The sequence below is a fragment of the Lactobacillus sp. ESL0237 genome, assembly GCF_003692985.1.
Taxonomy (GTDB): domain Bacteria; phylum Bacillota; class Bacilli; order Lactobacillales; family Lactobacillaceae; genus Lactobacillus; species Lactobacillus bombicola.
The window spans coordinates 1-11481 of sequence record NZ_REHE01000015.1 but is presented as its reverse complement, the minus strand read 5'-3'; the positions used below and the strand labels follow the sequence as shown (position 1 = coordinate 11481).

At 35.7% G+C, this 11481-nt stretch carries 25 protein-coding genes; 21 read left to right on the top strand and 4 right to left on the bottom strand.

From position 1 onward, the window contains the following. From F5ESL0237_RS08215 to F5ESL0237_RS08205, 3 genes are all read right to left on the bottom strand, one after another. The coding region (locus F5ESL0237_RS08215) for a DUF4428 domain-containing protein (protein ID WP_122025388.1) at positions 1-465 on the bottom strand (465 nt) is incomplete at its 3' end. Between the two features lie 268 nt (positions 466-733). Next, positions 734-949: a hypothetical protein gene (locus F5ESL0237_RS08210; protein WP_122025104.1), complete on the bottom strand. Its 216-nt coding sequence runs from the start codon at positions 947-949 to the stop codon at positions 734-736. Positions 950-953: 4 nt separating this feature from the next. Beyond that, a complete protein-coding gene (locus F5ESL0237_RS08205) occupies positions 954-1295 on the bottom strand; it encodes a helix-turn-helix domain-containing protein (RefSeq protein ID WP_122025103.1) in 342 nt (113 codons plus the stop codon). Between the two features lie 244 nt (positions 1296-1539). Between F5ESL0237_RS08205 and F5ESL0237_RS08200 the strand changes: the two genes are divergently transcribed. From F5ESL0237_RS08200 to F5ESL0237_RS08105, 21 genes are all read left to right on the top strand, one after another. After that, positions 1540-1743, top strand: a complete 204-nt coding sequence (locus tag F5ESL0237_RS08200) for a helix-turn-helix transcriptional regulator (RefSeq protein WP_122025102.1) — start codon at positions 1540-1542, stop codon at positions 1741-1743. A 15-nt stretch (positions 1744-1758) separates the two neighbouring features. Further along, positions 1759-2520, top strand: a complete 762-nt coding sequence (locus F5ESL0237_RS08195; protein ID WP_122025101.1) for an antA/AntB antirepressor family protein — start codon at positions 1759-1761, stop codon at positions 2518-2520. 15 nt (positions 2521-2535) lie between these two features. Next, positions 2536-2757, top strand: coding sequence for a hypothetical protein (locus F5ESL0237_RS08190; protein ID WP_122025100.1), 222 nt, complete (start codon positions 2536-2538; stop codon positions 2755-2757). Further along, positions 2757-2918, top strand: coding sequence for a hypothetical protein (locus F5ESL0237_RS08440; RefSeq protein ID WP_158592442.1), 162 nt, complete (start codon positions 2757-2759; stop codon positions 2916-2918). The genes F5ESL0237_RS08190 and F5ESL0237_RS08440 overlap by 1 nt, the downstream gene beginning before the upstream one ends. A 35-nt stretch (positions 2919-2953) precedes the next feature. Beyond that, the gene (locus F5ESL0237_RS08185; protein ID WP_122025099.1) at positions 2954-3307 is read left to right on the top strand and encodes a DUF771 domain-containing protein; all 354 of its coding nucleotides are present in this window, start codon (positions 2954-2956) and stop codon (positions 3305-3307) included. A gap of 233 nt (positions 3308-3540) precedes the next feature. After that, positions 3541-3894 (top strand): hypothetical protein, encoded by a 354-nt coding sequence (locus tag F5ESL0237_RS08175; protein WP_122021819.1) that lies wholly within the window; start codon positions 3541-3543, stop codon positions 3892-3894. Positions 3895-3905: 11 nt separating this feature from the next. Then, entirely contained in the window at positions 3906-4391 is a 486-nt protein-coding gene (locus tag F5ESL0237_RS08170; RefSeq protein WP_122025097.1) for a siphovirus Gp157 family protein, read from the top strand. 10 nt (positions 4392-4401) lie between these two features. Further along, the gene (locus F5ESL0237_RS08165) at positions 4402-5061 is read left to right on the top strand and encodes a DUF1071 domain-containing protein (RefSeq protein WP_233551975.1); all 660 of its coding nucleotides are present in this window, start codon (positions 4402-4404) and stop codon (positions 5059-5061) included. 40 nt (positions 5062-5101) lie between these two features. Next, a complete protein-coding gene (locus F5ESL0237_RS08160) occupies positions 5102-5836 on the top strand; it encodes a conserved phage C-terminal domain-containing protein (protein ID WP_233559618.1) in 735 nt (244 codons plus the stop codon). A gap of 9 nt (positions 5837-5845) precedes the next feature. Next, positions 5846-6652 carry a DnaA ATPase domain-containing protein gene (locus F5ESL0237_RS08155; protein WP_122025094.1) on the top strand — a complete coding sequence of 269 codons (807 nt, stop codon included), beginning with the start codon at positions 5846-5848 and terminating at the stop codon, positions 6650-6652. After that, entirely contained in the window at positions 6606-6827 is a 222-nt protein-coding gene (locus tag F5ESL0237_RS08150; RefSeq protein WP_122025389.1) for a hypothetical protein, read from the top strand. Before F5ESL0237_RS08155 ends, F5ESL0237_RS08150 begins: the two co-directional genes overlap by 47 nt. 2 nt (positions 6828-6829) lie before the next feature. Beyond that, positions 6830-6994 (top strand): hypothetical protein, encoded by a 165-nt coding sequence (locus F5ESL0237_RS08435; protein WP_158592440.1) that lies wholly within the window; start codon positions 6830-6832, stop codon positions 6992-6994. Further along, positions 6978-7190: a hypothetical protein gene (locus F5ESL0237_RS08145; protein ID WP_122025092.1), complete on the top strand. Its 213-nt coding sequence runs from the start codon at positions 6978-6980 to the stop codon at positions 7188-7190. The genes F5ESL0237_RS08435 and F5ESL0237_RS08145 overlap by 17 nt, the downstream gene beginning before the upstream one ends. Positions 7191-7196: 6 nt before the next feature. Further along, positions 7197-7409 (top strand): hypothetical protein, encoded by a 213-nt coding sequence (locus tag F5ESL0237_RS08140; RefSeq protein WP_122025091.1) that lies wholly within the window; start codon positions 7197-7199, stop codon positions 7407-7409. Continuing rightward, positions 7402-7872, top strand: coding sequence for a single-stranded DNA-binding protein (gene ssb, locus F5ESL0237_RS08135; RefSeq protein WP_122025090.1), 471 nt, complete (start codon positions 7402-7404; stop codon positions 7870-7872). The genes F5ESL0237_RS08140 and ssb overlap by 8 nt, the downstream gene beginning before the upstream one ends. Before the next feature lie 9 nt (positions 7873-7881). After that, positions 7882-8370: a RusA family crossover junction endodeoxyribonuclease gene (locus F5ESL0237_RS08130; protein ID WP_122025089.1), complete on the top strand. Its 489-nt coding sequence runs from the start codon at positions 7882-7884 to the stop codon at positions 8368-8370. Positions 8371-8383: 13 nt separating this feature from the next. Then, complete coding sequence (locus F5ESL0237_RS08125) at positions 8384-8893, top strand: response regulator transcription factor (RefSeq protein WP_122025088.1); 510 nt, start codon at positions 8384-8386, stop codon at positions 8891-8893. 2 nt (positions 8894-8895) lie between these two features. Next, positions 8896-9378 (top strand): ArpU family phage packaging/lysis transcriptional regulator, encoded by a 483-nt coding sequence (locus F5ESL0237_RS08120; RefSeq protein ID WP_122025087.1) that lies wholly within the window; start codon positions 8896-8898, stop codon positions 9376-9378. Positions 9379-9555: 177 nt separating this feature from the next. Next, positions 9556-9990 carry a hypothetical protein gene (locus F5ESL0237_RS08115; RefSeq protein ID WP_122025086.1) on the top strand — a complete coding sequence of 145 codons (435 nt, stop codon included), beginning with the start codon at positions 9556-9558 and terminating at the stop codon, positions 9988-9990. A gap of 156 nt (positions 9991-10146) precedes the next feature. Further along, positions 10147-10518, top strand: a complete 372-nt coding sequence (locus F5ESL0237_RS08110) for a hypothetical protein (RefSeq protein WP_122025085.1) — start codon at positions 10147-10149, stop codon at positions 10516-10518. An 88-nt stretch (positions 10519-10606) separates the two neighbouring features. Further along, a complete protein-coding gene (locus tag F5ESL0237_RS08105) occupies positions 10607-10978 on the top strand; it encodes a hypothetical protein (protein WP_122025084.1) in 372 nt (123 codons plus the stop codon). Between the two features lie 279 nt (positions 10979-11257). On the opposite strand, the gene F5ESL0237_RS08555 is transcribed toward F5ESL0237_RS08105, so the two are convergent. Continuing rightward, positions 11258-11481: hypothetical protein (locus F5ESL0237_RS08555; RefSeq protein WP_233559617.1), on the bottom strand; the 224-nt coding region annotated here is incomplete at its 5' end.

Genomic DNA, 11481 nt, shown 5'->3' with positions numbered 1-11481 from the left:
AAGTTGTTTTTCTTTATTCTGCTTAGTCTTAATTATTTTATCTAATTCATTCAATTCAGAATTCTTTTTTTCAATAAGAGCATCAAGTTCAACAGGTTTCATTTGCTGAACGCTCAATTTAAGCTCAGTTTCTTTCTTTAAATTAGCATTCTCAGTCTTTAAATTTACAATCTCTTCTTTTAATTCGCGAACATGAAAAATATCAAAAAAAGAATTTGCTTTATTTGAAGAATCGCTTATTTTTTGGTTTTCATTATTTGAAGATTGGTTTGAAATATTAAGCAAGTTGTGTATTTCAGCAATTGTATGAGATTGAAAATAATCATCCATTTTAGCTTGGCTTGACTTTTTCAAAAGCTGAGTTTTAGTAGCACAATTATTACAAATTATGCCATCTTTTAAAACATATTGTGATGACCATAAGCCTATTTTCTTACCGCATACTCCACAGTGCTTTTGTTTCATTTTTACCTCTTTTAGCATTAAAAACTATGATAAAATTATATATAGTAAGCGTTATTATTTTAAGCGTATTGTTATATTAGCTTTCAAGATTCAACTGTCAACCCGAATCTTGAAGGCTTTTTTTATTTTTAAAACAATAAATCATTGTGTTTTCTAAATAATTCAACCACATCATCATACATGCGTACCGGTATACCATATGCTTGCATAAATTCGCTTGGCTCATTAAAACAATCGTATTGTCGTGTGGCGTAGTCAAAGATTAGGTTCAGTGAATACAAGTCAGCATGATGCTCTTTAGATGTCCTATTTCATGGCCAATAATGAAAGGTAATTCAGATTTATTTTTCCAATTAGTGTTAATAATAATTAAATTTCTAGTTTTATCAGCAAGGGGGCGATACTCTTCATCTTTAGAAATTTGAGCAACGCCAAATCCTTGTGAAAAAGTGAAGTCAAACAAAAATTGCATTAAGTCAGTCAAAAAATCACCGCTTCCTACCGTGTTCAATATCAGAATCCATCAAATTTTTTATAATATCTAGATAATCATCTGGAATAGGGCGACCGCGATAAGATAATAATTCGTCGTTTTCTATGTCTACTGCGTGATGATCTTTAGAAACAGGTGAGGAATCGTCTGTATTTCCTAAAAGGTAATCAGTAGACGTGTGAAGGACTTTAGCTACCTTTTGCAAATTTTCTGTAGATGGTTTCTGAGTTCTCCATTTGTAAATTGCATTTTTACCTAAACCCGCTTTTTCATTTATTTGTAGCAAACTCATCCCATGTTTTTTTGCCATGATTTTTAAGTTATCAAATAGTGTCATAAAAGCATTTCTCCAAATTCATAAAAATAATTTAGACAATTAGCTTGACTTATTTAGACAATTATCTTATATTTAATTCATCAAGTAATTAAGCAAGAAAAAACTAGCCTATCAATTCAATTACTTTGGCGAGTGAAGATTGATATAGCAACGTTTATTTGCTTATTTGTCATGACTTAAGTATAGCCGATTGTCTAAATAAGTCAAGAACTTGATTAAAAAAATACTGAAAGGAGTAACGGTTATGGTTGAAGAAGAATTAGAAAGAGCCACTGAGAATTTAGAAATTAAATTCAAAATAGCTTTGATTAAGCGTCATATGACGCATAAAGAGTTAAGTGAATTGATTGGTACTAGTCAGGCACAGGTTTCTCGTGCATTGAAAGGCGATAATATGCCAAGTTCTAAAAAGATTAGAACTAAAGCTGCCAAAATCTTAGGAATTTAGAAAGAAGGAAACATCATGCAGGAATTAATTAAAACAACAATAGACAGCAGTGGAAAGATTGCGGTTAGTGGTCGTGAGTTACATAAATTTTTAGAAATAGAAACGCCATACACAAAGTGGTTTACAAGAATGTGTGGATATGGATTTGCTGAGAAGACTGATTTCATTAAAGTTGGACAAAAATGTCCAATAGCAAACGGAGGATTTCAAGTAAAAAATGATCACGCCATGACTTTAGATATGGCTAAAGAAATTTCTATGATACAGCGAAATGATAAGGGGAAGCAGGCACGTCAATATTTTATCCAAGTTGAAAAGCAATACAAGCAGGATCAATTGGATATGCAAGAACTTAGTCCGGAGCTGCAGATGTTTAGCCAGATGCTAAAAGTAAATGCTGAACACGAAAGAAAAATTAAGCGGTTAGACCAAAAGGTAGACAACATTACTGAAATCGTTAGTTTAAATACGACCGAGTGGCGTAAAACAGCACAAGGTTTAATTCACAAAATGGCTAAGACCGAAGGTGGTTTTGGAGCTTACCAACAAATTCAAGGTAACATTTATAAAGAGGTAGATGCACGAGCAGGTTCAAGCTTAAAAACTAGACTGACTAATTTAAGGCAAAGAATGGCACTTAACGGTTCATGCAAGTCAGCAATTGATCGTTTGAACAGATTAGATGTAATTGATGCTGACAAGCGACTTAAGCAAATCTACATGGCAGTGGTTAAAGATTTCGCTATCAAATACAAAGTTTGGGAAAAGGAATACTAAGAAGGAGTTCAAAACATGAAGTATACAAAAGAAGAATTTGATAAGCGCGATAAAGAAATGACTAGGTCGGTGCAGGAACTTAAATTTCTTGTTGATTCAGCTGAAAATCAAGCCAGCGAAGTAGTTGATGGCAAATGGTATCCGACACCACATGTTTGGCGCACTATAGCTGAAAAGGCATTAAATTTAGCAAATCAGCAAGAATGGTTTGATCGTTATGAAGCTAAAGAGGCGTAATGATGGAAAAAGACAGCAATAAAAAAGAGCAATCAAATGATTACTCGAAAATTTTAAAACAAAATACAAAAAGTTATGGCGTTATCTTTTATGCTCATGATAGAGCAAAACGTCACGAACGCAGTCTTGATCAAGTTTCATATAATCACCTCCTTAGTTGAGATGACTTAATTATATCAAGAAAGGAAGAAAACTAATGGAAACGAAAGATGTCAAAGATGTCATTGAATTGCCAATTCCGACTGGTGCATTAATTACCGTTGTGGATGCAATTATGCAAGAGCGTGGCTATGTTCCAGCTGAGTCGCTGGAAGGCAAAACAATCAAGATGAAAGAATTCTCGAAAAAGTATTGCGGAAGCAAGTCGGATAAGTGGATAAGACTATTCATCTTTGACGAATTTCCAGAAACCAATATTAAAAATGGAGGTTGGGTAGTCAATCCACGCAAGACTGAAGAAGGGAGTCGTACCTTCATTTTTGAAAAGCCAGCACAAGAATGGCTAGACAAAAACAGATGTGAAATAGATTGGAACGCGAAATTACCATGATTGAAAGGTTGATTGAAAAATGGACAGAATTTTTAAACACATGGACAGACTTCGGGAGCAACGGCGAGCCGCCACTATCGAAGAAAGGCGCAATCGTGTTCTTCTTGCTAATAGTAATTGTTACGGTACTACCGCTAATTTGTTTAGCCAGCTGCCCAGAACCGTTTTAGACACAAAAAAAGTCCGACAGCAATCGGACTCAAAATATAAACCATATAAGGAGATTATACCATATGGAAGTTAAAACTGGCAAAAAATTATCGAAAACTATTTATCAAATCAATCAAGATGAAGAAATGCGTAGCCTGGCAAAAGATGATCCAGATGCAATTTTGCTTTATGACAAGACTGAATCGATCATCAACACAGATTATGCCAACGATATTGACTATGCATATGATGATGCTGCAGATTACTTAAGAAGCAGGCTTAAAGCTAATGGCGGCTCGATTGACAAGTTGGCTGATGAACTAGGCTACAGAAGAAAATACGATTTTATCGATGACTTAATGATGGGCTTAGATAACATGACTGATGTCCTAGTTGATTGCTACAACGGCGTAAAACTTAGCGATTTGTTTGAGTGAGGTACTGAATTATGAATTTATTTGAAATTAATGATGCAATTAAGCAAATTGCAGACCGTGACGACATTGACCCACAGACACTTAAAGATACGCTTGATTCACTGGAATTAACTAGAGATGAAAAGCTTGACGGTTTAGCTGGATTGATTGAGCGGGATATAGCTAATATTGCTTTCCTTGTTAAAAAGATTAAAGAACTATCAGAACAAAAAAGTCATTTAGAAAAGCAGAAAGACAATCTACAAAAATATATGACCGACGTTATAGACAACGCCCATATTAAGCAACTTCAAACGAAACACTATCTTTTAAAGACACGAGGTGCAAGACAAAAAACCATTATTTCAGATGAGAAAAAACTGCCAGATAAATACAAAATTACTAAAGTAACTGAATCTACTAGAGTTAACACAAATCAAATATATAAGGATTTAAAAGATGGCGTGGAAGTACCAGGGGCACATCTAGAGCCTAACCGCAGAACAATAATTAGTTAAGGAGGAATGCATGATGACTGAAAGTAAAAAGAGTGTCTTTGCTACCTTATCGGAAATTGATGTTAAGCCCTACTTAGACAAAAAGGGCAGACTAGATTATCTCAGTTGGGCGAATGCATGGAAATTAGTTAAGCAAGCATACCCAGACGCAAACTACAAAATCACAGAATTTCCTGAATACATTCTAACTAAAGAGGGCTGGGTAGCTACTGGCAGAGATGTTGACTATCGACAAACGGCTGCCGGATATGAAGTTGAAGCAGTTGTGACCATTGAGGGACAAGAGTACAGCTCAAAGCTGTTTGTCATGGATTACCGCAACAAAGCTTTATCCCAAGCAACCTATTTTGAAATTAATAAGACCCAGCAACGAGCTTTGGTAAAAGCACTAGCAATTGCGGGATTAGGCTTAAGTGTCTATGCAGGGGAGGATTTACCTGAGGAGAAGAGCAATGAGCAAGCATCTAAGCCGCGACCAGTAAGGCAATCGTCAGCCAAGCCAAGCCAGCACAGTTGGGAAAACTACACGGTTGACTATAATGGCCAAAACGTACTGATGAGTTTGGTTGTCAAACACGCAATGGAAGGAAATCAGAATGCCCAGAATTTTGCCAATACCTTAAAAGGCAAAGATTTGGAAGCATTCCAAAAACTCTCTGGAGGGAAGTAATCAGATGAAAGCAAAATGGCTATACAGCAAACATCCAATTGTGATTGATACTGACCTCGCAGTTGCACTAGGGTCAAATGGCGATAGAGAAGCAATGGTTTTGCAACAATTAAATTATTGGCTGCATTCAAAATCAGCTAAACAGATCAATGGCAGAAGATGGATTTACAACACTTATGATAATTGGAAAAAGGACAGTTTCCCATTCTTTTCTAAATCAACTATAAGAAGAACATTCACTAAGCTTGAAGAACAAGGGATTGTTATTACCGGCAATTTTAATAAAGCAGGGTTCGATAAGACTAAATGGTATTCAATCGATGAAGAAAAGCTAGACGAATTGATGAGCAGACGATGTGCTCAAAATGAGCACACCAATACCAGAGACTACACAGAGACTACTACAGATAAAGATATATATAGTTCCGCCAAGGCAGAACCAGCTATCTACAAAGAAGTGATTGACTATCTTAACGAGAAGGCAGGTACTAAGTACAAGTCATCATCTGCGGTCAGCAAGCGATTGATAGATGCACGGGGCAAAGAAGGGTACTCATTAGAAGATTTCAAAATGGTCATCCAAAACAAGTGCGCAACTTGGTTGCACGATTCTAAGATGAACAAGTATCTACGACCTCAAACGCTGTTTGGGACTAAGTTTGAGGGGTATCTCAACGAAAAAACGCCGAATGTACCCCAACACGCTGATTTTGCTCCAGATGCATTTACTAACGGTGAGATTGAGGGCGTTAATGAGGATGAATTACCATTCTAGGAGGATAAAATGACAGGAATTACACAGGAAACTATCAGGATGATTGAGCATCGCCTCCGTAAGTCGGATAAGACGTGCCCTAAGCATCCCGAAAGCCACTTAGTCTATCTAAGCGGAATTGACAAAGTAACACCATTCTGTGAAGTTTGCCAGCATGAGCAAATCCAAGAACAGGATAGGCGGATGCACGAGAACTTGCGGATACAGCAAAACAGGGGATTTTTAAAGAGGGCGTCTCTAGTAGACAGAAGAGATGTATTCAGTTGCTCTATCGATAATTTTAAAGCACAAGATAATTCTGTTGAGGCAGTAGCCAAGCAGAGTGCCCGACTCATCGCGGGTGCTTATCTTAAATACCCCGACAGAAAGGGCAATAGCTTGTTTTATGGCAACGCAGGAGCTGGTAAGACTCACTTGACCATGGCCATACTTAATGCTGTTAACGACAACGCAGACCCGATGGAAAGATGTTTGTTCATCAGCGTCAACAAATTGATTCGAGAGATGAAGAACTGGTTCAGCGACAAGATGGGATTGTGGTCACCGAAGCACGTAACGGATATTGTGCACGACGCCAACTTAGTCGTCTTAGATGACCTAGGCGCCGAGAGTGCTAACAACATGGCCACGTCGTTTGTACAAGACACTATCTTTGACATCTACGAAAGCAACCAGCGCATTATCACGACGACCAATTTAAGCATGGACGAGTTATACAAGACGTATCACGAAAGATTGGTCAGCCGGATGCAGGAAGGAGATAAGAGCCGTGTCATTGATTTTACAAAAATTGCCGACAAGCGTTCACGAATATAAGCAGACTTCTGACTGGGACAGTATCTACTCAAAGATATGGCATGAGCGAGCAGACCAGCAGTATGAATACGACTGTGAACATGGTATTGGCGCTTTTCAAAGAAAAGAACAAGAAGAACTACAAAAGGCACATCAATTTTTTGTGGATTTTGAAAAGAAGTATATGGAGGATTGACAATGCCACACGTTAAAAAATTATATCGCAAAAACAAAGATGGCAAGTACGTGTTCTTAGGGCACGTGCCCGACAGCTATCCGTTGGATGAAAACGAAAAATTCGCAGATGTAAAGGTGACCAAGCGAAGCATAGAAGAGGGGGAAGCTGATGGAAGTAGTAAATGACATGTTGGTTTTTAAGGACTGGACCATTAACAAGTGGTGGGCAATACCACTCGATTATTTCTTCGGTGCTGAAGAAAAAGAAAGCAAGTTAGTGGTGTCATTCTTCATTGCTGACAATGGCTCATATGCTGAAGCAGTGGTTGACCAAGAAACGTACGACTTTGTTAATAAAACAATTAAAGAACAAGCGAGGTAATAAAAAATGGAAGTAACTAATGATTGGCAAAGTAAATTTGAAAAAAGGGCAAGTAATACGAAAGCTTGGGGTGGAATTTTAGTAATTGCTGTAATTGCCTATTTTATATGGCAAAGCAAAATAGCATTATTTGCCACACTATGCTCAGCGTTTTTCTTTATCGAAAATATAGTAGTTGCTTACTATTCTTATAGAAAAAAGGAGACCGAAAATGATTAATCGAGTTGTACTTGTTGGTCGCTTAACACGAGATCCGGAATTAAAAACAACGCAGAGTGGGCTGTCAGTAGCCACATTTACGCTTGCTGTTAATCGGCAGTATACTAACGCTCAAGGTGAAAGAGAAGCGGACTTTATCAGTTGTGTCATTTGGCGTAAGGCTGCAGAGAACTTCTGTAACTTTACGTCAAAAGGGTCACTTGTTGGTATTGATGGTCGAATTCAAACTAGATCATACGATGGCCAAAATGGGCAGAAAGTGTATGTAACTGAAGTAGTCGTTGATAGCTTTTCATTGCTCGAATCTAAAAAGGATAGGCAAAATAGCGCAAATATGGGGAATGACGGCGGTTATAGCAACAGTGGTAATAATTCTACTAGTAACAATAGCAACGCCCCACAAGACCCATTTAGTGGTTCAGGTGACACGATTGATATTAGTGACGATGACTTGCCATTCTAGGAGGAGAGTATGGAACGTTGTTTGAAGTTTATCGTCCCTGGGGAACCTAAAAGTAAAGCAAGACCACGATTTTCTAGGCAAAATGATCATGTAATTACTTACACACCTGATAAAACGCATCATTATGAAGATCAAGTTAGGTACAGTGCTCAAGTTGCCAGAAGAGCGCATAACATAAATAAGCCAATATCGCAGGATATGGCTATTTCTATCAAAGTTTATTTCGGAATACCGACTTCTTATTCAAAAAAGCGCAAGGCAAGGTGTCTGAGTGGCGAAGAAAGACCAACTAAAAAGCCTGACAGCGACAATATAGCGAAGATTGTATTAGATGGGCTTAATCCCAAGATGAAAGTTAATCACGCATTGCACAAGGCTGTGTGCATAAGCGAAGGGCTATATAGAGACGATAAGCAAGTAGTCGATTTGACCGTTGAAAAATGGTACGGAGAAAAGCCACAAGTAGAAGTGACAGCCTTGTGGCACGATGATATCTAGGAGGGAGGTAAATATGCGATTACCTTATGATTTAATCCATCAACTGGAAGACAAGTTTGGTTCGCTAAGTTTAGTTCCTGAAAGTAATCCGATTTTAAAGAAGCTCAGACAGTTGATCTTTGCAGCTGAAGAAGAAAGCAAGCGTATTTTGCAAATTAGTGATGATGAATTAATAGTGGATATGTTGAAAGAAGGTTATTCAAACGCTGAAGTTGCTCAAGAAATGGGTGTAACTGTCAAGAGAACTCGGTTACTAGCGGCTAAATATCATATTAGAGCAAAACCTAAGTTCAAGTATAGGGTAGTTGCTATTTCAACTGGACAACTTATTTATACCGGAAATTATCGCAATTTTGGCATTTTAATGGCACATGCGAGTGATTATTATGAGCGAACGAAGCAGTGTCTTTATGAGGCTGGCTATAAGTTGGAAAGGTTATCTGGCTTTGTGCCGTGGAGAAAGTTAAACAAGGGAGATCAATATATCTTACACCGTAAGATTTGCACGAAAGGATTAGATTAAGTATGGAGCAAACGGGTTTCTGGGCTGAGCCAGACATTGAAGCTACAGCTAAAAATGCAAATATGTTTTTATCAAAGCAGTGTCAAAGGCTTAGTTTACGAGCTGGCGTTAGTCTATCAAGCCCACAATTATCAAAGGCTCCGATGCATACTAATGGGGTTAATCACGCAGAAGAAGGCATGGTTAACAGCTTAGCTGCACTAACTGCACTACAGGCGATTAAGTATACAATGCTCCATACTAGGGGCGTCTCTCCACAATTACTAATTAGTAAGTATCTAGACTTAAAAAAAGAATGGCAAGTTAGGCAAGATATCCATATCAGTCATAACGCTTATCCTAAATACCGTGAAAGAGCACTATATGAATTTGCCGAGAGCTGGAATACCACTCAAGAAAAGTTTAACTTCGAAGATAAAGTAGATTTGATAATTTACAAAAGGAATTTTGGAGGAATTTACGATGAATATTCGAGGAATTTATGATGAATATTCGAGGAACGCAGGAGGATTGAAATATGCAAAAATATGTATAGTCGAAAGACTAGGATAATTCCTATGCAATATAAACTATTCTATAAAGTTTTTAGTTAAAAAAGGCTTGAAAGCCATATTTTTTTGATGTTTAATCAAATTATATAAAAACATTATAGGAGAATTAAAATGAATGACGACTTTATTAAAGAAGCTAATTTTAGTGAAATTGATTTGAATGATAACTTTTTCGACTCTTTAAGAAAAGATTATGATGGATTTGATGACTGGTTTAATAGAAAAGCATCACAGTCTGCTGTAGCAACTATAGTAAAAGTTGATGGTAATATTAAAGCATTTATGTATTTAAAAAATGAATTTGAAGAAAATGCTAATTTTATTCCTTATTTTTATAAGAAAAAAAGAATGAAGATAGGAACTTTTAAAATCGATTCACCAGGAACTATTATGGGGCATAGATTTATTGCTTATGCTTTAAGAAAATTTGCTTTTTCTGATAATGAAGAAGTATATGTAACAACCTTCAGTAAACAAGAAAAATTAATAAATCTTTTAAAAAACTTCGGCTTTGAAAAATATGGTATCAATGGTAAAACAAATTAAGAAATTTATGTTAAGAATAGAAAATATAAAAATGAGAATTCCGAAAAAAATAATTCTCTATTAAATTTTCCGTTTATAAATATTAAAGCCGCTAAAAATTTTGCATGGCTAGCCATTAAAGCAAATTATCATTCAAAGTTTTTCCCAGAAGTTAGATTGAGAAATGAAGATGCAAAAATTGATGACTGTGCAGCTTCTAATACGGTTTTAAAATCATATATATCGTTTATTGAATATACAAAGGAATTATCTAATGGTGATTTAATTTATATGTATAGGCTAAAAGATGAATTTGATAATGGGTATCCAAGATATAGATCTGTTATTACTTCAATTATGAGAGTTATTGATTCTAGAAAGATTTCAAGCTTTTTAAGCTATAAAGATTTTGAAAAGTTTGTAGGATCAGGAACTGTTTTTTCAAAAAATGAATTAAAATTGTGGTTTAACCGGAAAAAAGAAGGTATTGTAATTAAAATGGTTTATTTACTTCCATTGAAAAAAAGAATAAATTTAGATAAATTATAAAATATTTATGGAGTGTCTCCACAGTATTATGGTTATGTAAAACTAACTGAGAAGCAGTTCGTAAATATTTTTAGAGGAGCAGAAATGAATGAAAGCCTTATTATCAATTAAACCTGAATACGTAAAAAAGATTTTTTCGGGTGAAAAAAAATATGAATTTAGAAAAGTTATATTTAAAAATAAAAATGTAAATGGAGTCGTTATTTATGCTAGCAGTCCTATTTCTAAAGTTGTTGGTGAATTTACTGTGGATCATATTATTGAAGATACACCACAGACTATTTGGAATAGAACAAAGGATGTTTCAGGTATAGATGAATCTTTTTTTTATAACTATTTCAAGGGTAGAGATAAAGGCTATGCAATTAAACTGCAAAAAATAAAAAAGTATGAAGATCCATTTTCTTTAGATAAGATTGGAATTAAATATGCACCACAATCCTTTATATATCTGAAATAAATATAATTATCAAAAGAACGACTCAACAGCCGTCCTTTTGTTTGGAGCGAAACATGAAATATAAAAAGAAACCAGTTGTTGTTGATGCAATTCAATTTAATGCAAAGACAAAGCAAAGAGCTGCGGTAATGGTTGTAAGTAGGTTCGATTCCTGCTGCCGCAATAGCGATACGTAACTCCCTACTGCGCACGAGGATTGTAAGAACAATACATATACCAATTAAAAGCATTATATAATTATTTAAATAACACATAATATGCTACTATATAAATATAGTTTTATAGAAATAGAGGTATATGTATTGAAAAAATAAATAGATTATTGGTACTAGTTACTATGATGTTAACTATTTCTTTGTTATCTTTAAGTGGCAACAAGATTGAAGCAGCAAAAAGTAGTGTGAAAGTAAGTGTTAAATCTAACACCAAATCCATGGGACCTGTGAAAAATACTAATTCAGCAGAAACGTTTTCTACAATGACTGGTCCGTCAGGAATTTCAA